We start from the raw sequence: 24,223 nt of genomic DNA, 5'->3' as shown, positions 1-24,223 counted from the left end.
ATCTATTGCTATTTAAGTCTGAGACGTGCAAAATGCGCCCACTAAAAATATGACTGATGCGTTTTAACTGCATCGGTTTTTTTTTGCTTTTTACTTATTACTACACCAAGAGGTCAGACTTATTTTAGTCTGAATAGATAACATAATTTGATTAGCAGCCAGCCCCTTAGAGAAAGGGTTGTCGTGATAGAGGAATGCTAATATGGTACAATTATTCTCTTTCGCAGTCGGGCCTAACGGCACCTGCGGTAATGATGACTACGGAGCACGGCGTCTCCTAAACTCACTCCTGTCCTCAAAAACTTCTTTCTATTCTGTTTATAGACAGATGCGAAGTCTTCCCAGTAACTGTCGGTTGAGTTTATCAAGTACTCAGTTCGAAGTTATGGGAGGGTTCGCTCATGTCAGATAATGTCATCTCCTCTATCGGCACCAATCAAACTGGTGTTAATAACCGTGTTCAATTACGCAAAACATTGACGCTAATGCAAGTCGTCATGATGGGGTTGGCATTTTTACAACCTATGACGATTTTTGATACTTTCGGTATTGTATCAGGCATAACCAATGGTCATGTGGCAACATCATATGCTATTGCGTTAACCGCTATTTTATTTACCGCAGTGAGCTACGGGAAATTAGTCAAGCGTTTCCCTTCAGCAGGCTCTGCTTATACTTATGCACAAAAATCCATGAGCCCACATGTTGGTTTTATGGTTGGGTGGTCTTCATTATTAGACTACTTATTTATGCCAATGATAAATATCTTATTGGCTAAAATTTATTTACAAGCCATATTCCCAGGCGTTGATCCGTGGATCTTTGTTGTTGCGTTAGTCGCGTTAATGACATTTTTTAATCTACGCGGAATTAACGTTGTGGCTAACTTAAATACCGTTATTGTTGTTATTCAAGTAGCTGTAATGGTGGTATTTGTTGGTTTATTAATTCATGGCGTATATAACGGCGAAGGTACAGGGGAGTTATGGACTTTCCGCCCATTTGCGTCAGTAGATGCCGAATTAATCCCAATGATAACCGGCGCGACAATTTTGTGCTTCTCGTTCTTAGGGTTTGATGGCATTAGTACCTTATCTGAAGAAACACCTAATGCCGGTAATGTGATACCAAAAGCGATTTTCTTAACTGCGTTAATCGGTGGTTTAATTTTTATCGCTGTTTCTTATTTTTTACAATTATATTTCCCAGATATTTCACGTTTTAAAAATCCAGAAGAGTCACAACCTGAGATTATGCTGTATGTAGCAGGAGCCTTGTTCCAGTCTATTATCTTAGTGTTTTCTTGTGTGACGGTATTAGCATCGGGTATGGCGGCTCACGCAGGTGTTGCGCGTCTGCTGTATGTGATGGGACGTGATGGTGTATTCCCTGAAAAAGCGTTTGGTTATGTTCATCCCAAATGGCGTACACCGGCATTTAACGTACTATTAGTTGGCTTTTTAGCGCTAGGGGCGATCTTTTTTGATTTAGTCACTGCTACAGCGTTAATTAACTTTGGTGCGTTAGTGGCATTTACCTTTGTCAATTTATCTGTTATTTCGCAGTTCTACATTCGTGAGCGTCGTAATAAAGGGTTAATGGATCATATTAACTATCTTATATTACCAATTATTGGTGCCGCGACAATGGGGGTACTGTGGGTAAACCTTGAACCAGGCTCTATGGAATTAGGACTGATTTGGGGGGCAATTGGTATACTTTATATGGTGTGGATCACTCGTCGATTCCGTCGACCTATGCCTCAAATGCCAGAGAAATAACATTGTATTTAGTGTGTTGATTGTTTAAAAATGGCCTCATCAGTGAGGCCATTTTTTGTTTATGTTAGAACGCGATAGAGAGTTTCATATCAATACCATTATCGTGCTGATTTCTTGCCACTAGTCCGCTGTATCCAATTGAGACTTTTGATGTCTCATTAATTTGGATAGTTGTTCCAGCTTTTACCACCAGTGCATCTCGAGCAGCATCAACACTATTTGCTATAAATGTAGGCTGGGTTTGTGTGAAACGTAAATGGATCCCTCGTTCTACATCGTTATATTGGTGTCGCCAGCCTAGCTCACCATAGAGAGAACCCGTTGATTTACTGTTAAATTTCCATTGGTTATTTAAACGTAGCCCTGTAGTAGAGGTGGTTGACTCTAGAGTTTGCGAATGGGCTTGTAAGGCTGCTCGTCCCCCTTGCTCGTTAATGGTAGCATTTTTCGTTTTGGCATATTCAAGATTAACAAAAGGCTCTAATTGTGTATCTGAGAGGGTGATGGGATAAGCTGCTTCAATAAAAATTTGGCTAGTGTTCCCATTGTAATTCGCCTTATTTTTATCTGACTGTACACCATAGTTGACCGATTTTGTTGTATGGATACGATGAAAGGTATTAGATGCACCAGCACGTAACGCGATTGTGTCAAAATCATAGCCACCATAGAGTGATAAGTGGTAATTTTCGCTATTTGCGTGACTGTTATCACCAGATAGTGAGGTTTTGGTGATCCCTGTTGCAATACCAAGCAGCATTTTATCGTGACTAACCCGCTGATCTGCACCTAATAGTACGCCATAGGTGGAAGCATCATAGCTATTTGCATTGCCATCATTGGAAGTCTTTTCCCAATTAGAGAGAATTTTAGCCCAAACATGACCTTTGTTACCTGCACTTTCTTTCTCTCTATTAATTATTTCTGCATTTTTAATCTGAGAGAGGAGTGTTTCTTTTATTTGCCGGCTATTGTTGAGTTGGTTAGATAAGATATCCGCATGAATTTGACCTGTTAATTGATTATAGGCAGAGCGGGCATCATTCCCTGTATCCATTCTTATAATGCTTTCATAAATAGGATGTCCCAAGGGTAATGCGTCTATCGCATTGGCGATTGATAGTTGGTTTTTTGTTTTAGCCACACTTGAAAAGGCGGTGTTATTTCTTCCGACATTTAGTATTACTGAATTTTTATCGTAGGACAGTGTGGTACCTAAAAAAAGATAGTTTGGATTTACATCAGTAAATTGACCATTAACACCGTGATCTGCCGTTAAAATGGTATATTTTGTGTTATATAAACTTTGAACATCATCTTTTGTTAGCAGATTTTGGCTATTTTCAAGCGATACATTAACCATTCCACCATTCAGTGTCGCGGTACCCAAACTGATTATTTTATCGCTATCACCTTGTGAATTTATTTCAACATGGTAGTTGCTACCAGAATTAAAAATAACAGTATCATCTATATTAATTGTACCTATTGAATGACCCGGTGATACGATGCCTCCTGAATAAACGGCCAGCTTATTAATTTTTCCTTTACCAGAAAGTATCCCTTTGTTATTGATATTGACTTGAGAATCAACGCTCCCACCATTTAATAGCAATGCTCCTTTGTTGACATCTAGTAAAGTGTTTAGTGTTCCTTCAAGAAGCAATGTACCACCATTAATGGAAGAATTTTTTGCATAGTGGTTTTCACCAGTGAGCAGTAAATGACCCTGATTAACTTCAATGCCAGCAAAATGGTTATTGCCTGATAAGATCAAGGTGCCATTACCTTGTTTGATTAATTTGCCAGGCCCACTAATATCATTTTTCCATTCATCAAGTTGACCAAATTCAGCAAAGTCAAATTCATTAGTTATTTGATTAACAATAAAATGATTGTAGAAATAACTAGGGCCATTATAGGCTTTCGGGAGATTAATTAATCCCCAATTGGCGTTTGGATCATCTTTGTTTGCAGCCCAGCCAGCCAATGAATTACTCGGGTAGGTGGTACTCGCTAAGATAGATTGTCGTTGCTCTCTGGTTAAATAGGCAAAGCGTAAACGCAGTAAAGCGTTGGCAGATGTTGGTATTTCATTAGGGGTAATGCGTGGTGCAGGCTCTGGATCTTTGGTTGCGTAATAACCTGTTTCATCGTTAGTGATTGTTGTCGAGGTCGTTAAGCAATGTGGATTTTTGCATTGGCTAGCAACATTTTGGCGGACTTCTTTGGCAAGTTCTACAAAAGTGCGGGTGGTGTCATCATCTGCAAGCATTTGTGACAGCAGGTAATAATTGCCTATTCTGGATGCAATGGTATCTGTTGCGAAGTGTGCCCCGACAATAACTCGACTTTCACCATATTCTATTGCTCTGGCAAACATTTCACTGCCCTTTTCAGGGAATAAGATGGATAACACTGCAGCTTGTTTGTATCCGTTCCACGTATGACCACTGGGATAAGATGAGCCTGTTATAGTGGTGTAGTTATCAAGATAATGACCTTCTTTATCAAATACTTGATAAGGTCGGCCACGTAAAAAAAGTTCTTTTAAGATAAAATCTATCGAGCGTACTCTTTTTTTATTTGTATCATAAGCATAGGTGCCTGTGCTATGTAATTTATTGAGATCTTGATAAGCTTGAATATCGCTAAAGTTGATCGATCTAGCCTTATCACCAAATAAAATATTAGCATAGGTATTAAACACATAAGTATGAGACTGTGATTTATCCGCTTCGGCAAGTTCTCTACGTTTGCCGGTAATGGCTTGATAATTATTACTGATTATTCTATCTAATTCGGCGGTTCTCGATCCTTTTTGAGGGCTAGTTGTGATAACACCATTTTTGATTTCATCTAACCAATAATTACGTTGGTCGATAATACGTTGCTTGGTTTGTGAAATATTGGTTTCAGACCATGTTGAATGGGAAAAAAGTAAAAAAAAGCAGCTTAACGAGGTAGGAATTACGATATTTTTCATAAAATAAGCCATAGTCTCTAAAAAATTGAGAGCTAATTTATATTAGCTATGTTTAGTTTTTATGACAGGCATTATTATATTAGAGATATTTTCTAAATTGTTTGGTAGTAATTTATTCAGAGTTTTTTTATTATTTTTACTAACATTATATGATAGTTTGAATATAGTGTGACCAATGTAGTAAAAAATATCGGCATATTCTCTATATTAAAAATAAAAATTAGAGTATGCCGATGATTTAAATTATACCTTATTTATTAAGCAAATTAGCTAAGCTTTATCTATTTTGTACTGTTAAATGCTTAATTAGTTATTCTACTTATTCATTTTAGAATGAATATAATGAACTTTTTGATTCTTTTAATTTTTGCGCTAATTCAGAGGCCTCATATCGCTCTGTGACCACCTCAATATAAGATGCGCTATTTGTTAGTGCGGCTTTATTTAACGCATTATCTAGTCCACTTGCTGTAGTTACTTTTTCACTATACCAATCTGTTGCACCAAAGGCTTGCGGTAACTGATGATAGTTCCACTGAGCTAAATCATTATAATAAGCTTCGGGGTAATCACATAATAATCTCTCTATTAAATAACCATCGTTATTTAATACTAGAATAATAGGTTTTAAACCGAAACGAACAAATTGACTAATTTCTTGTACTGTTAACTGATGAGAGCCTTCGCCGGTAATTAAAATAATACGTTTTTCTGGTGCCGCTAATGCAGCGCCTAATGCAGCCGGTGTTGCCCAACCAATAGAGCCCCATAGTGTTTGGTTATGAAATTGTGCACCTTCAGGTAATAAAGCGAAGCCTAATCCCATGGATGAGGTTCCTGTTTCTGCAATAATAATATCATTAGGCTTAAAGAATTTTTCTAAACGAGGATAGAGATATTGTGCTGTAATTTTATCATTATCAGATGCAACCGCTTCACCTAATCCTTTCGCTGTTATTTTATGATAAGTTTTATTTGGTAGTCGTTGGGTTAATTCAGAAAGAATATCTGTCATATAAACGCAGGAGTAGATCACAGAATCAATTTCAACATAGTCTGGCATGATACTGATAAATTGTTCTGATTTCATATTAGCAGTGAAACTGCCTGTATTAAAGTCAGTCAGTAATGTACCGATCCCTAATATATATTCACTACTTTCAACAAATTCTCTGACCTCTGGTGTCATTAATTGTCCGTCATACATACCAACATATTGAGCGTTAGATTCACTTAATATGCTTTTATCCATAAACATAGTGGCATAAGGTAAACCTGTTTTATCAATAAAATGCTGGATTTTATCTGTTAACCCTAAACGTGCAGATAAAAAGCCTGGTAATACACAGACATTATTGCTGTGGGTGAGTTTCTCAATGATTGCTGATACTGCTTTTTCTAATGTTGCTTTATCACTTGTTGGCTTTTGTGGTGCGGTAACAGATAACGGCGCTACTACTTGGCTATTAGCATAATCTGAAGGTATACCAATATAAACAGGACGACGCTCTTTTAATGCTGCTTCTATTACGCGCTCCATTTCTTCCACACAATTTTCGGGTGTTAAAATAGTATGAGCGCAAGCAAGGCGCTGAGCAATCTGATAAAAAACATCAAAATCACCATTACCTAAAGTATGATGCACAAGACGTTTACTTTTTTGTACGCCACTTGCTGGCATGCCAACTAAATGGAAAATCGGTAAATTTTCGGCATAGGCACCGGCAATAGCGTTAATCGCGCTTAATTCACCTACACCGAAGGTGGTGGATAATGCCGCCATTCCTTTAATTCGAGCATAGCCATCTGCAGCATATGCCGCATTTAATTCATTACAGTTACCAATCCAACGTTGTTGTTGGTTGTTGCAAACAGTGTCTTCAATAGGGAAGGCGTAATCACCAGCAACACCAAAAATATCTTTGATACCTAAATCATATAATCGGTCTAAAACGTACTTAATAACTGTGTTTGTCATATAATCTCCAGAAAATCTGAAATAATAATCTACTAAATGATAGTAAAGTTCCTACATTATGCTTAATGTTCTATCGCTAATTTTGTTTTTAAGGAAATGGTTTATTATTATTGGGGGTATAACCAAAAGTAATAAGGTAAAAATTATTTATGGATATTCGTGTTTTACGCTATTTTATTGAAGTTGTTCAATTAAATGGATTTAGCCGAGCCGCTGATGCTTTATTTATTACACAACCAGCCATTAGTCGTAGCATTAAAAAATTAGAGGATGAATTAGGCACTGTTTTATTAATAAGAGAAGTGGATGGGGTAAAATTAACTGATGACGGTGCTATTTTATATGAGCATGCAAAGCAGATCCTCGCTCAATTTAATAGTATGAATAAAGCATTAAATGATAAAGATGAACCTTTAACAGGCGCCTTAAATGTCGGATTACCTCCTGTTATAGCCTCAACCTATTTTGCTGATATTATCATGGCGTTTAGCTCTCGCCATCCCAATGTTGAACTTAAAATTTTTGAGCTGGGCACCAAACAGATGGAAGATGCGATGTTAGAAGGCACGGTAGAAACTGCTGCAGTGATGTTACCTTTTAATGATAAAGATTTTGAATTAACCATTTTTTCAGAAGATCACTTGATGTTATTAGTAGCACAATCCCATCCTTTGGCTAAAGATAAGAAGGTTAATTTTAAACAGCTTATTACAGAGCGGTTTATCTTTTTTTCAGAAGATTTTCGTATTAATGATTTGGTACGTAGTGCTTGTGGGATTTATAACACTGAACCACAAATTGTGGGGAGAAGTAATCATTTAGATTTAATTATTGCAATGGTTAAAGCCGGTGTCGGGATCACACTGTTACCTAATAGCATGTGTAATAAATATCCTATCGATGATTTAGTGGTTATTCCCATTACTTCCCCTAGGTTATCTTATCAATTAGCTTTAGCCACCAATCAAAATAGTTATCAAAGCCGTAGTTGCCAAGCATGGAATAAATTAGCAATAGAGAAATTAATGAAAGAGAATATTTAATCATGGAATGATAAATACGCTTTGTAAAAAGCGTATTATTAATGGTAGCTATAATTATTTTATCAAACTAGTGGCTAATTTATTGTGATTAACTTGCTCACAATGGTATAAAAGTGGTTATATTGATAATACATTTCTTTTTATCTCATTATTTTTAAATAAAAATTAAACTGTGATAAATAGAAAAATCAGACAAGACAGGAATAGGATAGGGACAATGAATGAGAGTAGCAGCTCCACAAACCAGCATTTTATTCGTAAGTTAGAAGGTATTGTCGGTAAAAAACATGTATTAACCCAAGAGCATAAAACAGAGCGATATCGTAAAGGGTTTCGTTCCGGACAGGGAAAAGCGCTGGCAGTGGTATTCCCCGGCTCTTTATTAGAACAGTGGCGTATTTTTAAAACCTGTGTTGAAGCCGATAAAATTATTATTATGCAAGCGGCAAATACTGGGTTAACAGAAGGTTCAACCCCCAGTGGTGATGACTATGATCGTGATATTGTTATCATCAGTACCTTGCGCCAAGATAAAATACAAGTTCTTTCTGAATATAACCAAGTTATTGCCTTTCCTGGCAGTACATTATGGCACTTAGAAAAAGTATTAAAGCCATTAGGAAGAGAGCCACATTCAGTGATAGGCTCTTCTTGTATTGGTGCTTCGGTAATTGGAGGCATTTGTAATAACTCAGGGGGTGCATTAGTGCGCCGCGGTCCTGCTTATACTGAGTTATCTCTTTACGCCCGTGTTAATGAACAAGGTGAAGCAGAGCTTATCAACCATTTGGGAATTGATTTAGGTGACACTCCGGAAGAGATATTAACCAATCTGGATAATCGACATTATCATGCGAAACAAATTCATGCGACGGATAAACTGGCATCTGATCATGAATATAGTGAGCGAGTACGTGATATTGATGCAGATACACCATCTCGATTTAATAATGACGAAAGACGTCTCTTTGAAGCGGCGGGAAGCGCCGGTAAGCTCTCTGTTTTTGCCGTGAGATTAGATACTTTCCCAGCAGATCATCGCACACAAGTTTTCTATATTGGGACCAATGATCCTGATGAGTTAGAAGATATCCGTCGCCATATTCTCAGTCAATTTAAGGTATTACCCGTTGCGGGTGAGTATATGCATCGAAGTTACTACAAGATGGCAGAAGTTTATGGCAAAGATACCTTTTTAATTATTGATAAGTTAGGTACAGATAAGATGCCAGCATTATTTGCTATTAAAGGGCGTGTTGATGCTGTTCTTAATAAAGTGCCATTTTTACCTAAGAATCTAACTGATAGAACAATGCAATTGATGAGTAAGTTATGGCCTGCTCATTTACCTGCTCGTATGACAGAATATCGCGATAAATATGAGCATCATTTAATGCTAAGAATGGCGGATAGTGGTATAGAAGAAGCCTCAACTTATTTAAAAGAATATTTTAAACATGCCACGGGGGATTATTTCGAATGTACAGAAGAAGAAGGTAATAAAGCCTTTTTACATCGTTTTGCCGCCGCGGGTGCTGCGGTGCGTTATCATGCCGTTCATATTAACGATGTGGAAGATGTGCTACCTTTGGATATTGCATTACGTCGTAATGATCGGGATTGGTTTGAAAAACTGCCTCCTGAAATAGAAAACCAATTGCTCTATAAATTGTACTGTGGTCACTTTATGTGTCACGTTATGCATCAAGATTATATTATTAAAAAAGGTGTTGACGCTAAGGCGCTTAAAGCTCAGATGTTAGCCTTACTAGACAAACGTGGTGCGGAATATCCAGCAGAGCATAATGTAGGACATCTCTATTATGCAAAACCGCAATTAAAAGCGTTTTATAAACATAACGATCCGACAAATAGCATGAACCCAGGCATTGGTAAAACCTCCAAATTAAAATATTGGGGAGAAGAGTGTGGTTGCGGGCATAATCATCATCAAGCTGAAGTTAATCATATAGAAAACAAAGAATAAGTTTTTTATTCTCTGACAGCTAAATATAATAAAGGCAGGGAAACCTGCCTTTTGCGTAATTTAATTGCTTATCTGATGTTATTAACTCGCAATTTCTTGAGCATATAAATATAGCTCTTGCAGTTGTTTTAGCTTTTCTTCGTTATCGCTATGTTCTTCTGCTAACAGCTGAATGGTATTGATATATTCAGTCAGCTTTTCTGGCGTTAATTGCTCTTTTCTATGCGCTAACCAACGTTGTTGTTCATCATAAGTTAATGTGGCTGGGAAGTTTCTCGCACGGTAACGGAAAAACAGCGGCTCCATACGTGGATCTTCAAAAGTTAAATTAAGTGCTGGTAAGTTTTGTGGCTGTGTTGAGCGAATAATTTCCATCGCGCTACGATCATTATCGCTAAAAAAGCCATTGTATAATTGAGCATCAACATCATCTGCAGGGGTAAATGGTGTTTGCTGAGCAAAAATCTCGACAACTTTATTGCGGATCTCAGGATTAGACAGCAATATTGCTTGGTTATTTAAACAATTATCAATATCTAATCCAATTCTATCGGCATCTTGAGATCTGAGGGTATTTTTAGGTGCAACGATAGGGCATTTATTAATATGCAGTAATTTTATCGGAACTGGTGGCTCATCGGCAGATAACTCACTGCGAGGAGTATATAAGCGCTCACGCAATTGCTCTGAAGTGAGGGTTAATAAAGGGGAAATATCCGCAGCTAAATCACAAACAATCACCGCATTACGATTATCTGGATGCCAAGCTAAAGGAGCTACAAGGCTTAAATTAGAACGCGCTGCACCAAACATACCAGAGACATGCACAAGCGGCGTCATGGTTGGGATATCTATCAGTGCTTGTACTTTACGTTTATCACGTAAATTAAAGAAATAATCAAACATACGAGGTTGCGCTTGTTTGAGTTTTTTTGCCATCGCAATAGTTGCATAAACGTCTGACATGGCATCATGCGCATTTTCGTGGGAGATCCCATTTGCTTTAGTTAATAGCTCAAGGCGAAAACTCGGAAAACCATCATCATTCTCAGGCCAATTAATTCCCTCAGGACGCAATGCATAACATGCACGTAAAACATCAAGTAAATCCCAACGTGAATTTCCTTTTTGCCAACTATAAGCATAGGGATCATAAAAATTACGATATAAGATATTTCTGGTGACTTCATCATCAAAGCGTAAATTGTTATAACCCATAATACAACTGTTAGGCTGGCTAAAGGCTTGATGAATTTGGCGAGTAAATTCAGCTTCTGATACACCATGCTTTAGTGCTATTTGTGGTGTGATCCCCGTTATCATGACGGCTTCTGGCTGAGGTAAGTAATCATCATTCGGTTTGCAATAAATGACCAGAGGATCTTCAATGATATTAAAATCCATATCTGTTCTGACACCGGCAAATTGCGCAGGGCGATCCATCGCAGGATGCGTACCAAAGGTCTCGTAGTCATGGATATAGAAAGTGGGGGTATTAGCTGAATTTGACAAGGTTCCCTACCGTAATTTATCTACTTTATGGATATACAGACATGGTAAACCATAATGTTGAAAACGTGAAATGTCAGATTAAAGCATGTTAATAATGTCTCTGAGATCGGGTATTGTAGTTAAGGGAAGTCAAAGAGTATCACCACTTACGTTAATCACTATTTCGTTGTTTTTTATGATGGTAATAAAGTGATAAGAAAGTCCTGTAATCCGTTGTGTTATATTCGTTTTATTGTAATATTTTTATTTATTATCAAAGAATTGCATACCTGAGTAAGGATATTGACGACAAGTTTTTAAACGACTCTCTAAATCGCCTACATGTATTTCTAATTTGTGGTTATCAGGATCGTAAAAATAAAAAGAGTCTCCTTCACTTTTATTTTCTTTCCACGATGTAATGCCGTGTGATAGAAGATGCTGTTTAAATGTTTCAAAATTATTTGCAGATAAACTAAATGCATAATGGGTGTAATCACTTATTTCAGTGATATTGCGGGTATCTTCGGATAAACATAACCACAAAGTATTTAACTGTAGATAAGCTCCGTGATCCCATATTGCCAGGGGTTTAAAACCAAGTACTTCAACATAAAAGTGAAAGCTTTTTTTGACGTCATTGACGGCAAGTGTTAGATGATTTAAATCAGTAAGCATAATCATTAGTCGATAAGATAAATAATCAGGTTATTGTAACAAATAGGTCGAACAGAAAAGAATAATAGGGTGTCTATTTGTGTGTTGCATTTAAAATAGTGGTAAGTACTACCAGCATAAAAATCGATCTTCTGCACATAATTTGAATGTTAACGTTAACTTTAGTGCGTTAAATCACATAATGGTAAATATTTTCTACGTTATAAATAGAGTTAACGTTAACATTCTGGTCGCAAAATGACTTTATAAGGCGCTTAACAATGAATAAAGATGCTAAAAAATACTATGTGATCTTAAGTGCGTTGCTATTTTTCTTCTTTTTTACATGGTCTTCATCGTTTTCATTAATCTCTATTTGGTTACATCAATATGTTGGACTTAAAGCAACAGATACTGGTTTGATATTCTCGGCTATATCATTGATTGCTTTATGTGCCCAGCCACTCTATGGCTTTATTCAAGATAAACTGGGTTTACGCAAAAATTTACTGCTGGTTATCGCGGTATTGCTTATTTTATCGGGGCCTTTTTTTCTTAGCTTTGCGGCAATATTGCGCTGGAATATTTTTATTGGCTCTATTCTCGGAGGGCTCTATGTAGGAATGACTTTTAATGCCGGGATCGGCGTTTTAGAATCTTATACTGAGCGTGTTAGCCGTATTCGTGGTTTTGAGTATGGCAGGGCGAGGATGTGGGGCTCTTTGGGATGGGCATCGGCAACCTTTATTGCTGGGCATAATATCAATATCGATCCTAACTATAACTTTTTTATGGCATCGATAGCGGGGGTGATCTTCTTAATTCTGTTGGCGTTACTAAAAACAGATAAACCAGATGCTTTTAATCAATTAGAGCATGGTAAACCTTCTGCACTCACCATCAATGATGCATTAAACTTACTGTCATTACCGCGCTTTTGGGCATTAATATTATTTGTGGTCGGAACCTGTATTTATAGCGTCTACGATCAACAGTTCCCGGTTTTCTTCTCTTCACAATTTGCATCATTACAGCAAGGTAATGAGATGTACGGGTATCTTAATTCCTTACAGGTTTTCTTAGAAGCGGGAGGAATGTTTGTTGCGCCTTTCTTAGTGAACAAAATAGGAGCGAAAAACGGTTTATTATTGGCGAGTAGTGTGATGGCTGCGCGTATTATTGGTTCTGGATTAGTTGAAGGGCCGATAATGATCTCTTGTATGAAGTTATTACATGCCGTTGAGCTTCCTATCCTGTTAATTTCTATTTTTAAATATAACAGCCAACATTTTGATAAGCGTTTATCTTCTACATTGTATTTAGTCGGTTTCCAATGTGTCAGTTCCATTGTGGCAACATTGTTATCCCCATTAGCGGGTTATGGCTATGATCATTACGGTTTTGCCCCTACGTATATGGTGATGGGATGTATGGTAGTCGGTACTACGTTACTTTCTGCTGTGTTGTTACGTGCTGACTCGAAAGCATTACCACAACATGATATGACTGATCTCGATAGTAACAATAAAGCTCAACCGATTTAAGCGGGTAGGCATTAGCTATTACAGCGCTGCTAGATAATTTTTATGGCTACCATTCGTGAGTGGTAGCTTTTTTTATCGATTTTATTTAGGTTTACGAATATCGGCTGATTGACTATATTGAATAGAGCGTATCATTCTAATCTACTGTTTATTAAGCCAAATCAATTAAATTTATAAACTTTACTTGTTTATTGACACGATTAAGCGATAATCTTAAACAGTACTATTTTTCTTAAATATCAATTGTAAAGGTGTAGGAAATGGATAACGCAAGCAAGCCGTCTTTCCAAAACGTACTGGAGTTTGTGCGTATGTATCGTCGTAAAAACAAAATCCGTCGTGAGATCACTGACAATGAGAAAAAGATCCGTGATAACCAAAAACGTGTTCTTTTATTAGACAACTTAAGTGAATACATTAAGCCTGGTATGTCAATTGAAGATGTACTCGGTATTATCGCTAATATGCGTAGTGACTATGAAGATCGTGTAGATGATTACATCATAAAAAATGCAGATCTCTCTAAAGAGCGTCGTGAATTGTCAAAACAATTAAAAGCGATGGGTGAAATTAAAAATATTCCTAATATTAAAAATTAATTATATTAGCTGGCAAATTCAAAGGCCTCTGAATGGTTGTTCAGAGGCCTTTTTTTTCGTTTTTTCATCATAGTTATGGTCACACAAGCCATAAAACAAAAGAGCCTGCTAATTAACAGGCTCTTGGATTAACAACGGATATTTTATCGCGTTATATTATTGCTTCTTTTCTCTTATGACTCACTATGCGTTGACGCTTTAGTCATTTCAGATGAAGCATGATTAGTTGAACAATGACCGCCCGCACCGCTACGGCCTTGCTTATCAAAGGCTGGACGTGCATCCCATGCTTTGATTTCAATTGCTACAGGTGCATCTGTAGATGCCGGAGCTTTCGTCATTGGCGAGCTAGCATGTAACTGGCGTACTGTTGGCTCTTGACGAATAACGGTCACTTTAGCTGGCTGCTTAACTTCAACTGATACGACTTCGGTTTCCGTTTTAGTTTCAGCAACAGGCTCGGTCACTTCAGGCTGTGTTTCTACAGGTGTAGATTGAGAAGCAGTTTGCTCTACATGTTGCTCAGCCGCACATTCAGTTGATGCTTGGGTTGTTGCTGGCATCTCAGGTACAGGCGCTTGCGTTGTCATGTCACTATGGGTGTCTTCACTAGCGGTTTCATGATCAGCATTAGCTATGACTTTATTATGAGCGGCTTCCGTTTTCTCTTCGGCAACATCTGCTTGCTCAGTCACTTCATGTAGATAAGCTTCCGTTGTATTTAATACCGCAGAGATATTCTCTTTACGAGTAACATGCTCTTGGGTATTAACGTCAGCAATAACGTTGTTAACAGTGTTTTCTTCTACATGATCTACAGTTGACTCATTAACATCAGAAGTCGTTTCTTGCGGTGCAATCGCGACAATTTCAGCTACAGCTTCAGTGGTTGATTCAGTACTAACTGTGACCGAATAAGTCGCTTCAGTTGCTTCAGTATTTGCTGTTTGAGCCTGAGCAACATCTGCAGCAATGGTTTCTGATACTTCTGGTGCAATAGCAACCATTTGTGGATCTTTATGAGTAATGAAGTTTTTAGCAACTGTATTGTCAGTGCTATTTTCAACATTATTGTCAACAAATGGTGCATCACTAATTGGTGTGACAGGGTAATGAATACATACTTTACCTGACGCAAGCTCTGGAGAAGCTACGGCCATCGTTAGCGGCATAGGGGAGACTAATGTACGTTCATCACGATAACGGCGACGACGTTGCCCACTAACACGTAAATGACGAGGTGAACGGCGAGAGCGACGTGGCATCACATTTTCTTGTTGGCCCGCATTCTCTTCTTTTTTCACTTCTTCTTGTGCTTTTACAGTATCAGTTAACGCATTAGCAGAAACTTGTTCTTGCTCATCTTTAATCGTCGCTACTGGTTTCGCAACTTGCTGTTTTTCTGATGATGGTAATTGACTAACCACTGTCGCTGGTGGCTCAGAAACCGGTGAGTCGCTCACAGCAACATCAATAGCGGGTGTTGCGACAGCATCAGTAACACGAACAGATTGCGTTAATTGACGGCGAGCACGACGAGGCATAACAGGGCGACGAGGTTCTTCTTTCTTCTCAGCCTGTTTTGCTGCATTGTCATTTTCCGCTGTATTTTGTGCGGCTTTCGCAGCTTCTTGTTGTTGCTGACGTTTTTCTTCCTGACGACGACGTTGTTCTGCACGTTGTTCACGGCGTTGTTGACGACGGGCTTCACGTTCAGCGATTTCTTGCTCATTACTGACTTCAGTATTGGCATTTTGCGCTTTCTGATTACGGTTCTTACGATTTTCTTCGCTCGTTACGTTATCGCGATTGCGCTCGTGGTCACGATTGCGATCATTATCGCGTTCACGGCGGTTATTATTGCGACGATTGTTATTATTTCGGCGCTCACGACGGTTTTCATTATTCTCTTTTTTGCTTTCTTGCGGTTTTTCTTCAATGACAGGCTCTGGCTGACTCGCAAATAAGTTAGAGAAGAATTTTGCAATAGCACTAAAGAATCCACCACTCTCTGTTGTTTCGCTTTTCTTCACCTGTTTAGCTGGAGTTGGTGCAGATTTTTTCTTATTGGTGGTGTCAGCGCTATTATCTTGTAATGCAAAAGCGGATATCGCCGGTTGCTCTGGCGCTTTACGCTCAGGTACGGCTTCATCTTCTGCTTCATTTAACTGAGTTTCGTGATATTGCGCCAAATTGTAGCTTAATGAAGAGATCTCTTCGCCCTTGCGCACACGAATAACTGAGAAATGCGGTGTTTGCATTTGATCATTAGGAACAATCACTACTTTGACATTGGCTTGGCGCAACTCAATATCGGTGACGGCCTTACGTTTTTCATTGAGCAAGTAAGAGGCAATTTGTACGGGCACAATAGCGTGTACTTCATGAGTATTTTCTTTTAATGCTTCTTCTTCGATAAGACGCAATACAGAAAGAGAAAGTGACTCATTATCACGGATAGTCCCTGTGCCTAAACAACGTGGACAAACATGATGGCTTGATTCACCTAATGAAGGACTTAAACGCTGACGTGACATCTCTAATAAGCCGAAACGCGAAATGCGACCTATTTGAATACGTGCGCGATCTTGGCGCACAGCCTCACGCATTCTATTTTCCACTTCACGCTGATGACGAACAGGGGTCATATCGATAAAGTCGATAACAATCAAACCACCAAGGTCACGTAGACGGAGTTGGCGCGCAATTTCATCAGCAGCTTCTAAGTTAGTGTTAAAGGCTGTCTCTTCAATATCGCCACCTCGTGTTGAACGAGATGAGTTAATATCGATAGCGGTTAATGCTTCTGTTGTATCAATAACCAGAGCGCCACCCGAAGGTAAACGGACTTCACGTTGGAAGGCTGATTCAATTTGAGATTCAATTTGGTAGTGACTAAATAGTGGTACAGCCCCTGTGTAGTGGCGAATTTTGCTAGCAAAGTCACCACGACCAATGGCTTCAATATGGCTACGAGCCATTTCAACTACTTTAGCGTTATCAATTAAGATCTCACCAATATCTGGTCGTAAATAATCACGGAAAGCACGTACAATCACGTTACTTTCTTGGTGGATCAGAAAAGGAGCAGGGCGGCTTTCCGCTGCTTTTTTGATAGCATCCCAATGTCTTAAACGGTAGCTTAAATCTTGTTGTAATGCTTCTGCGGATTTACCCACACCTGCAGTACGAACAATCAACCCCATTCCATCAGGAATATCAAGGCTAGATAATGCTTCCTTTAATTCAGTACGATCTTCCCCTTCAATACGACGAGAAATACCGCCAGCACGAGGGTTATTTGGCATTAATACCAAATAGCTACCTGCAAGGCTAATAAAGGTGGTTAAAGCAGCACCTTTATTTCCGCGCTCTTCTTTATCTACCTGTACAATTACCTCTTGACCTTCTTTTAAAACATCTTTGATGTTAGGACGACCATGTGAGTGATAATTACTAGGAAAATATTCGCGGGCAATTTCTTTGATAGGAAGGAAACCGTGGCGTTCCGCACCATAATCAACAAAAGCGGCTTCTAGACTGGGTTCAATTCGGGTGATTTTACCTTTATAGATATTGGCTTTTTTTTGCTCATGTCCGGGGCTTTCGATATCCAGATCATACAAACGTTGCCCATCAACAAGGGCAACACGCAACTCTTCCTGTTGAGTCGCGTTAATTAACATTCTTTTCATATTGTGACTTACTCGTTATTTTCACGTTTTATAATGTGCCACTGACATACGTAATTACACTATTGATAACCGATGACCTCGTGTCTTTTACAAAGGCGTCAACCTCACGGTTGTCGATTGTATAGAGGTGCAATTTGTCGGTGAGTCTGATTTTCAGTTCTAAAATTCAGCACTCTTTAATTGAGACGTAATGTGCCAACTCAATAAGTGATGTATTTATGGCATACTAAATTGTTTGATATTCGACTATGTCTTACGCCATTGCTGCATTTGAATATCAAACAAACAAAATTTCATAAATATACCTGATAAACTTAATCAGGAGAGTCTGCATTATTCCATTGGTGTTGGGGTTATAGCAAGATGACTTTTCCGCTTTGGTGACTTTTTCTGTATAAATATGAGAGATTAGTTAATGTTTCGTCTTTTTCCCATTAATCAGGTTAAAATAGGCACCTAATTTGATGTTATTTTGTGCACCAATAATTTGTTTGTCATTTTTTATTTTAAGAGAGCTAAAAAATCGCCACTATGAAATCATTTAATCAAGTTCAGTTCGTCACCATTGATGGCGATGAAGCAGGCCAGCGTATTGATAATTTTTTACTGGCACGCTTAAAAGGTGTACCGAAAAGTATGATTTACCGAATTATCCGCAAAGGTGAAGTTCGGGTTAATAAAGGGCGCATTAAGCCTGAATATAAATTAGCTGCAGGGGATAGCATTCGTATTCCTCCTGTCCGGGTAGCAGAAAAAGAAGAACATGCGGTATCGCCTAAGTTAGAAAAAGTATCAGCACTTGCTGAGTGTATTTTATATGAAGATGAACATGTGATGCTGATTAATAAGCCATCAGGGACGGCAGTACATGGTGGTAGCGGACTCAGTTTTGGTGTGATTGAAGGTTTAAGGGCATTGCGTCCAGAGGCGAGATTTCTAGAATTAGTGCATCGCCTTGATAGAGATACCTCAGGGGTATTATTGATTGCTAAAAAGCGCTCAGCCCTGCGTTCACTACACGAACAGCTAAGATTAAAACAGATGCAAAAAGATTATTTAGCCTTAGTACGTGGTCAATGGCAATCTCATACAAAAGTAGTACAAGCCCCTTTATTGAAAAATATCCTACAAAGTGGTGAGCGGGTGGTTAAAGTAAGTAGTGAAGGTAAACCATCAGAAACACGCTTTAAGGTAGAAGAGCGCTTTGAATTTGCGACCTTAGTTAAAGCAAGTCCTGTCACGGGACGAACTCATCAAATTCGTGTCCATACATTACATGCCGGCCATCCTATTGCTTTTGATGATCGCTATGGTGATCGTGATTTTGATACACAATTAGCTTCAACCAAGCTTAATCGTCTCTTTTTACATGCGAGTTCATTAACCTTTATTCATCCCTCAACAGGGGAAAAAATGCGTATTGAAGCGCCGATGGATAAAACGTTACGTTACTGTTTACAAGTATTACGCAATCAAAAATCTTAATACTACTGTTTTCAAACTAGCAAAGTGGGAGAAAATTTTTTCCCACTTTGTTTGCAAATGATTTACCGTTGTCGTCCTAGAAAATAGGATCAGTATCCAGCCAAGGTTATTTGGTGATGGTTGATATACATTGCTCAACAATTTTATCGATATTCCACTCTTTCGGTAGCGATTTAGAGCCGTCTTTTCTCATTTCCATATCAACACGAATAAATTCGGTCATACCATAATCTTTGATGATGTTGTCGTAAGTACAGCTACAAACTTCGGTAATTTGTGGTATTAGTGCATCATCAGTCACACCAGAACCGAGTATGCAACTACTAATAAAGTTCTTTTTAAATGAAGATGCACTTTCATCTTCTTTTTTGGGATCAGTATTTTGGGCAACATTACTACTGTTGTCTGCTTTTACGGCTGAATTGTCAGGTGCTTTCTCATCAGAGCAACCTACTACCGATGCCGTAAGGATTAAAGCTGCCAAAATTGATGCTAATTTATTCATAATACGCTTTATCGCTAAATAAGATTAAAATAAGACAATCACGACTATTCCTGATTATCTGTGGAAAGTAATGGGTTAATTCTTTGTGAGAGTAACATTTTATTCAATCGGATAAGTGGTAATCCGATTAAAGAATTTGGGTCATCACCGCTTAATTTATCGAACAGAGTAATTCCTAACCCCTCAGATTTGAAACTTCCTGCGCAATAAAACGGCGTTTCTTTATTTAAATAGCCGATAATTTCATCATCGGTTAAATGCCGAAAGTGAACTTGAAATAATTCACAATGACTTTCATAGGCTAATGTTGAGCTATTATATAAAGTTAATCCAGTATAAAATGATACACATTGACCAGATGCTTGTTTTAATTGTGCAAAAGCGTTTTCAAAATTAAGGGGCTTACCCGTAATTTTTTTATTGAGTACACAAACCTGATCTGAACCAATAATTAAGTGATTTGGGTATTGTACCTCTAAAGCTCGCGCTTTTTCATAGGATAAACGAGTGACTAACGCTTGTGCACACTCTGTGGGCAAAGGGGTTTCGTCAATGTTTGGGGAGGCCTGTATAAAGGGCATTCCAAGCTTTTTCAGAAGCTGAGCTCGGAAGGGTGAAGTCGACGCAAGAACCAGTGGCAACATATTTTTTATAAAATCCGTAGCAAAATGATGCCCGACATTCTAAACTATGCGCCGCTGATAAAGCGAATTTTGGTGGAAAGGTGTAGATAACCCGCCTTTTTCTTTGACTATATTCCATTACAAAGATAATATGCGCGCCTTATGCAAAAGGTAAAATTACCCCTGACCATTGATGCGCTGCGAGCAGCACAGAAGAATTTAGACTATGACGGTCAATATTCCTCTGAGCAAGTTAGCCGCTTAGCTGAATCGGTGGTCAGTGTGGACAGTAATATTGATGTGGCTTTATCATTTGATATTGACCATCAACGTTTGGCAGTCATCAAGGGGCATTCCGATGTGGATGTCACTTTAGAGTGTCAGCGTTGCGGGGGCCATTTTCCCTATCATGTTCACACAACATATTGTTTTAGCCCTGTTGTTAGTGATGAACGGGCTGAAGCATTACCGGAAGAATATGAGCCAATCGACGTAGACGATTTTGGTGAAATAGATTTGCTGGCGATGATTGAAGATGAAATAATCCTCAACTTGCCGGTGGTTCCGGTACATGATTTTGAACACTGTGAAGTGTCCGACGCGGAACAAGTGTTCGGTGAACTCCCTGAAGAATTATCAGAGAAGCCGAATCCATTTGCCGTATTAGCCAGTTTAAAGAAAAGTACTAAGGAGTAAGGTCAATGGCCGTACAACAAAACAAACCAACTCGTTCTAAACGTGGTATGCGTCGTTCTCATGACGCACTGACAGCAACTCATGTTTCTGTTGACAAAACTTCTGGTGAAACTCACCTGCGTCACCATGTAACTGCTGACGGTTACTACCGTGGCCGCAAGGTTATCAACAAGTAATTAGCTTTATAGCTCGTTGATACTTTGACAAATCTAACCATAGCGTTAGATGCGATGGGCGGGGACTTCGGTCCTCGTATCACAGTGCCTGCATGTTTGCGGGCGCTGGCATCTAATCCTCATTTAAAAATATTGCTGGTGGGTCAACCAGACTCTATCTCTCCTCTGCTTGCAAATCAAAATGCTGAGCTAATCTCCCGTTTACATGTTATACCGGCTGAACATATTGTCGCCAATGATGCCAAACCTTCACATGCTATTAGAGCAAGTAAAGGCACATCAATGCGCGTGGCACTCGATCTGGTGAAAACAGGGGAAGCACAGGCATGTGTAAGTGCAGGTAACACCGGTGTGTTGATGGGGTTAGCAAAACTTCGGCTAAAAGCGATTGATGGAATAGAACGTCCTGCATTGGTTTCTGTGTTACCTAATCAGAAAAAAAGCAAGACCGTCGTTCTTGATTTAGGCGCGAACGTTAACTGTGATAGCCAAATGTTAGTTCAATTTGCTGTTATGGGTGCCGTGATGGCAGAAGAAATTGCAGGTATACATTCACCTAAAGTGGCACTTTTAAATATTGGTGAAGAAGAGAGTAAGGGATTAGATAATATCCGCGAAGCCGCCACCGTTCTTAAGGCGACACCAAATATAAACTATATTGGTTATGTGGAAGGTAACGAGTTACTGACCGGCAAAACAGATGTGTTGGTGTGTGACGGCTTCGCAGGTAATGTTTCCCTTAAAACAATGGAAGGGGTGATTAGAGTCTTCCTTTCATTGATTAAATCTTCTACTGGTGACAATAAAAAAACGTCGTGGTGGATGAAATTATTGAAGAAATGGTTACAAAAACGCCTAAATAAGCGTTTTGGCCATATGAACCCCGACCAGTATAACGGTGCTTCTCTGTTAGGATTACGCGGTATCGTCATTAAAAGCCATGGTGGCGCAAATGAAAACGCGTTTACAGCAGCAATAGAACAGGCTGTTCAGGCCATTGAGCGACAAATTCCAGAACGAATTGCCTCACGTCTGAATACAGTATTACCCAAGAGTGATTGATAGTATGTATACAAAAATCTTAGGTACTGGTAGTTACTTGCCTGTACAAGTGCGAACTAATGCCGATTTAGAAAAAATGGTTGATACATCAGACGAGTGGATTGTCACCAGAACAGGTATTCATGAACGTCGTATCGCAACAGAAGAAGAAACTGTTGCCAAAATGGGTGCGAGTGCCGCTGAGAATGCATTAGAAATGGCTGATATTGATAGACAAGAAATTGGCTTAATTATCGTTGCCACAACATCAGGCTCTCATGCGTTTCCGAGTGCGGCATGTCAAATTCAACACGCCCTCGGTATTGCTGATTGTATCGCGTTTGATGTTGCAGCCGCGTGCTCAGGATTCGTTTACGCGTTAAGTATCGCTGATCAATTTATTAAGGCTGGCACGGTGAAACAAGCTTTAGTGATTGGTGCTGATCGCTTATCACATGCGTTAGATCCTAACGATCGCGGTACAATTATTCTTTTCGGTGATGCTGCTGGTGCCGTCGTTGTCGGTGCTTCTGAAGAGTCAGGTATTATTTCTACACATTTACATTCTGATGGGCGTTTTGGTGAGCTGTTAGCTCTGCCTTATCAGGATAGAGAAAATCAAGACTTACCTGCTTATGTCACCATGGCAGGGAATGAAGTCTTTAAAGTCGCAGTTCGTGAACTTGCCCACATTGTGGATGAAACATTAGAAGCGAATCATATTGATAAATCGGAACTCGACTGGCTTGTGCCTCATCAAGCAAATTTAAGAATTATTTCAGCAACAGCCAAAAAGCTGGATATGACAATGGATAAAGTCGTGGTGACATTAGATCGCCACGGTAATACGTCAGCAGCATCCGTTCCTACAGCATTAGATGAAGCTGTAAGAGACAATCGCATTCAACGTGGGCAGTTAATTCTGTTAGAAGCGTTTGGTGGCGGCTTTACTTGGGGCTCTGCACTTATCCGTTTTTAATATTATCAGGAAAATAAACATGACTGATTTTGCAATGGTTTTCCCTGGACAGGGATCACAAGCGATTGGAATGCTTGCAGAACTTGCCGAGCATTATCCAATAGTGACAGAAACATTTGCTCAAGCATCTGATGTATTGGGTTATTCTCTTTGGGATTTAGTGCAAAATGGTCCTGAAGAAGAGTTAAACAAAACATGGAAAACACAGCCGGCATTATTAGCAGCATCCGTTGCTATTTGGCGAGTATGGCAAGAAAAGCAAGGCAAAATGCCACAAATGATGGCAGGTCACAGTCTTGGTGAGTATTCTGCTTTAGTCTGTGCTGGCGTAATTGATTTTGCTGCGGCGATTAAACTAGTAGAATTGCGCGGTCAATTAATGCAAGAGGCTGTACCTGCAGGTACTGGCGCCATGTATGCAATTATCGGATTAGATAATGATGCTATTGCAAAAGCTTGTGAAGATGCGGCTCAAGGACAAGTTGTCTCACCGGTGAACTTTAACTCACCCGGTCAAGTGGTGATTGCGGGTAATAAAGAAGCCGTAGAGCGTGCAGGGGCATTATGTAAAGAAGCTGGAGCGAAACGTGCGTTACCTTTAGCGGTAAGTGTGCCTTCTCACTGTGCTTTAATGAAGCCTGCTGCAGATAAGTTAGCTGTTGCATTGCAAGAAATTGAATTTAAACAACCTGAAATTCAAGTTGTTAATAATGTTGATGTGAAAGCACAAACCGATGCTAATGCTATTCGAGATGCATTAGTTCGTCAGCTTTATAATCCAGTCCGCTGGACTGAAACGGTTGAATTTATTGCTGACAAGGGCATCACACAATTATTAGAAATAGGACCCGGTAAAGTATTAACTGGTTTAACGAAACGTATTTCTAAAGAGATGAACGCTGCGGCAGTTAATGATATTGCATCATTAGACGCTGCATTAGGAAATGACTGAGGGAT

19 protein-coding genes are annotated in these 24,223 nt (G+C 39.1%); 12 read left to right on the top strand and 7 right to left on the bottom strand.

Annotation, left to right across the window (positions count from 1 at the left end; genetic code table 11):
• Positions 1-202 precede the first annotated feature (202 nt).
• Both AACU95_RS00920 and AACU95_RS00915 read left to right on the top strand, forming a co-directional pair.
• A complete protein-coding gene (locus tag AACU95_RS00920) occupies positions 203-412 on the top strand; it encodes a hypothetical protein (RefSeq protein WP_017628390.1) in 210 nt (69 codons plus the stop codon).
• Positions 402-1,781, top strand: coding sequence for an APC family permease (locus AACU95_RS00915; protein ID WP_004247065.1), 1,380 nt, complete (start codon positions 402-404; stop codon positions 1,779-1,781). Before AACU95_RS00920 ends, AACU95_RS00915 begins: the two co-directional genes overlap by 11 nt.
• Before the next feature lie 64 nt (positions 1,782-1,845).
• Here the strand turns inward: AACU95_RS00915 and AACU95_RS00910 are convergent, their stop codons facing one another.
• Both AACU95_RS00910 and AACU95_RS00905 read right to left on the bottom strand, forming a co-directional pair.
• Entirely contained in the window at positions 1,846-4,779 is a 2,934-nt protein-coding gene (locus tag AACU95_RS00910) for an autotransporter domain-containing protein (protein ID WP_161737147.1), read from the bottom strand.
• A gap of 316 nt (positions 4,780-5,095) precedes the next feature.
• A complete protein-coding gene (locus tag AACU95_RS00905) occupies positions 5,096-6,745 on the bottom strand; it encodes an alpha-keto acid decarboxylase family protein (RefSeq protein WP_161737146.1) in 1,650 nt (549 codons plus the stop codon).
• 149 nt (positions 6,746-6,894) lie between these two features.
• On the opposite strand from AACU95_RS00905, the gene AACU95_RS00900 reads away from it, so the two are divergent.
• Positions 6,895-7,788, top strand: a complete 894-nt coding sequence (locus AACU95_RS00900) for a LysR family transcriptional regulator (protein ID WP_004247816.1) — start codon at positions 6,895-6,897, stop codon at positions 7,786-7,788.
• A gap of 217 nt (positions 7,789-8,005) precedes the next feature.
• A complete protein-coding gene (dld, locus tag AACU95_RS00895; RefSeq protein ID WP_036905800.1) occupies positions 8,006-9,775 on the top strand; it encodes a D-lactate dehydrogenase in 1,770 nt (589 codons plus the stop codon).
• Between the two features lie 81 nt (positions 9,776-9,856).
• Here dld and sbcB read toward each other — a convergent pair whose 3' ends face one another.
• Both sbcB and AACU95_RS00885 read right to left on the bottom strand, forming a co-directional pair.
• Complete coding sequence (sbcB, locus tag AACU95_RS00890) at positions 9,857-11,287, bottom strand: exodeoxyribonuclease I (protein ID WP_004247817.1); 1,431 nt, start codon at positions 11,285-11,287, stop codon at positions 9,857-9,859.
• Positions 11,288-11,530: 243 nt separating this feature from the next.
• Positions 11,531-11,944, bottom strand: a complete 414-nt coding sequence (locus AACU95_RS00885; protein WP_161737145.1) for a VOC family protein — start codon at positions 11,942-11,944, stop codon at positions 11,531-11,533.
• Between the two features lie 260 nt (positions 11,945-12,204).
• Here AACU95_RS00885 and AACU95_RS00880 point away from each other — a divergent pair, with 260 nt between their 5' ends.
• Positions 12,205-13,467, top strand: a complete 1,263-nt coding sequence (locus AACU95_RS00880) for an MFS transporter (RefSeq protein WP_004251857.1) — start codon at positions 12,205-12,207, stop codon at positions 13,465-13,467.
• A 260-nt stretch (positions 13,468-13,727) separates the two neighbouring features.
• Positions 13,728-14,066, top strand: coding sequence for a PTS system regulator TmaR (gene tmaR / locus AACU95_RS00875; RefSeq protein WP_004247073.1), 339 nt, complete (start codon positions 13,728-13,730; stop codon positions 14,064-14,066).
• A 173-nt stretch (positions 14,067-14,239) separates the two neighbouring features.
• On the opposite strand, the gene rne is transcribed toward tmaR, so the two are convergent.
• Positions 14,240-17,761 carry a ribonuclease E gene (gene rne / locus AACU95_RS00870; protein ID WP_161737144.1) on the bottom strand — a complete coding sequence of 1,174 codons (3,522 nt, stop codon included), beginning with the start codon at positions 17,759-17,761 and terminating at the stop codon, positions 14,240-14,242.
• Between the two features lie 531 nt (positions 17,762-18,292).
• Between rne and rluC the strand changes: the two genes are divergently transcribed.
• Complete coding sequence (rluC, locus tag AACU95_RS00865) at positions 18,293-19,246, top strand: 23S rRNA pseudouridine(955/2504/2580) synthase RluC (protein ID WP_004247076.1); 954 nt, start codon at positions 18,293-18,295, stop codon at positions 19,244-19,246.
• A gap of 106 nt (positions 19,247-19,352) precedes the next feature.
• On the opposite strand, the gene AACU95_RS00860 is transcribed toward rluC, so the two are convergent.
• Together AACU95_RS00860 and AACU95_RS00855 are read right to left on the bottom strand one after the other, a co-directional pair.
• Positions 19,353-19,751 (bottom strand): hypothetical protein, encoded by a 399-nt coding sequence (locus AACU95_RS00860; RefSeq protein WP_004247077.1) that lies wholly within the window; start codon positions 19,749-19,751, stop codon positions 19,353-19,355.
• Between the two features lie 44 nt (positions 19,752-19,795).
• Entirely contained in the window at positions 19,796-20,395 is a 600-nt protein-coding gene (locus AACU95_RS00855; RefSeq protein WP_004247078.1) for a Maf family protein, read from the bottom strand.
• A 141-nt stretch (positions 20,396-20,536) separates the two neighbouring features.
• Between AACU95_RS00855 and yceD the strand changes: the two genes are divergently transcribed.
• Genes yceD through fabD form a run of 5 tightly spaced genes read left to right on the top strand, consistent with a single transcriptional unit; the run spans position 20,537 to position 24,218 of the window.
• Positions 20,537-21,070, top strand: coding sequence for a 23S rRNA accumulation protein YceD (gene yceD / locus AACU95_RS00850; RefSeq protein WP_004247079.1), 534 nt, complete (start codon positions 20,537-20,539; stop codon positions 21,068-21,070).
• 5 nt (positions 21,071-21,075) lie between these two features.
• A complete protein-coding gene (gene rpmF, locus AACU95_RS00845) occupies positions 21,076-21,246 on the top strand; it encodes a 50S ribosomal protein L32 (RefSeq protein WP_004247080.1) in 171 nt (56 codons plus the stop codon).
• A gap of 24 nt (positions 21,247-21,270) precedes the next feature.
• The gene (plsX, locus tag AACU95_RS00840) at positions 21,271-22,308 is read left to right on the top strand and encodes a phosphate acyltransferase PlsX (protein WP_012367762.1); all 1,038 of its coding nucleotides are present in this window, start codon (positions 21,271-21,273) and stop codon (positions 22,306-22,308) included.
• A 4-nt stretch (positions 22,309-22,312) separates the two neighbouring features.
• On the top strand, positions 22,313-23,266 hold the full coding sequence (locus tag AACU95_RS00835; RefSeq protein ID WP_004247821.1) for a beta-ketoacyl-ACP synthase III: 954 nt from the start codon (positions 22,313-22,315) through the stop codon (positions 23,264-23,266).
• 19 nt (positions 23,267-23,285) lie between these two features.
• The gene (fabD, locus tag AACU95_RS00830) at positions 23,286-24,218 is read left to right on the top strand and encodes an ACP S-malonyltransferase (protein ID WP_036894677.1); all 933 of its coding nucleotides are present in this window, start codon (positions 23,286-23,288) and stop codon (positions 24,216-24,218) included.
• Positions 24,219-24,223: the final 5 nt, after the last annotated feature.

Source organism: Proteus sp. G4415, from assembly GCF_963896075.1.
GTDB lineage: Bacteria > Pseudomonadota > Gammaproteobacteria > Enterobacterales > Enterobacteriaceae > Proteus > Proteus mirabilis.
The sequence above is the reverse complement of the archived record's forward strand: the minus strand, read 5'-3'. Positions and strand labels throughout refer to the sequence as shown.

Bases quoted from the DNA above. Each gene is read 5' to 3' on its own strand.
- AACU95_RS00915 (WP_004247065.1), top strand. From the start codon at position 402: ATGTCAGATAATGTCATCTCCTCTATCGGCACCAATCAAACTGGTGTT.
- rluC (WP_004247076.1), top strand. From the start codon at position 18,293: ATGAAATCATTTAATCAAGTTCAGTTCGTCACCATTGATGGCGATGAA.
- AACU95_RS00905 (WP_161737146.1), bottom strand. From the start codon at position 6,745: ATGACAAACACAGTTATTAAGTACGTTTTAGACCGATTATATGATTTA.
- dld (WP_036905800.1), top strand. From the start codon at position 8,006: ATGAATGAGAGTAGCAGCTCCACAAACCAGCATTTTATTCGTAAGTTA.
- AACU95_RS00920 (WP_017628390.1), top strand. From the start codon at position 203: ATGGTACAATTATTCTCTTTCGCAGTCGGGCCTAACGGCACCTGCGGT.
- AACU95_RS00860 (WP_004247077.1), bottom strand. From the start codon at position 19,751: ATGAATAAATTAGCATCAATTTTGGCAGCTTTAATCCTTACGGCATCG.
- AACU95_RS00885 (WP_161737145.1), bottom strand. From the start codon at position 11,944: ATGCTTACTGATTTAAATCATCTAACACTTGCCGTCAATGACGTCAAA.
- yceD (WP_004247079.1), top strand. From the start codon at position 20,537: ATGCAAAAGGTAAAATTACCCCTGACCATTGATGCGCTGCGAGCAGCA.
- AACU95_RS00835 (WP_004247821.1), top strand. From the start codon at position 22,313: ATGTATACAAAAATCTTAGGTACTGGTAGTTACTTGCCTGTACAAGTG.
- rne (WP_161737144.1), bottom strand. From the start codon at position 17,761: ATGAAAAGAATGTTAATTAACGCGACTCAACAGGAAGAGTTGCGTGTT.
- AACU95_RS00855 (WP_004247078.1), bottom strand. From the start codon at position 20,395: ATGTTGCCACTGGTTCTTGCGTCGACTTCACCCTTCCGAGCTCAGCTT.
- AACU95_RS00880 (WP_004251857.1), top strand. From the start codon at position 12,205: ATGAATAAAGATGCTAAAAAATACTATGTGATCTTAAGTGCGTTGCTA.
- AACU95_RS00900 (WP_004247816.1), top strand. From the start codon at position 6,895: ATGGATATTCGTGTTTTACGCTATTTTATTGAAGTTGTTCAATTAAAT.
- rpmF (WP_004247080.1), top strand. From the start codon at position 21,076: ATGGCCGTACAACAAAACAAACCAACTCGTTCTAAACGTGGTATGCGT.
- fabD (WP_036894677.1), top strand. From the start codon at position 23,286: ATGACTGATTTTGCAATGGTTTTCCCTGGACAGGGATCACAAGCGATT.
- tmaR (WP_004247073.1), top strand. From the start codon at position 13,728: ATGGATAACGCAAGCAAGCCGTCTTTCCAAAACGTACTGGAGTTTGTG.
- AACU95_RS00910 (WP_161737147.1), bottom strand. From the start codon at position 4,779: ATGGCTTATTTTATGAAAAATATCGTAATTCCTACCTCGTTAAGCTGC.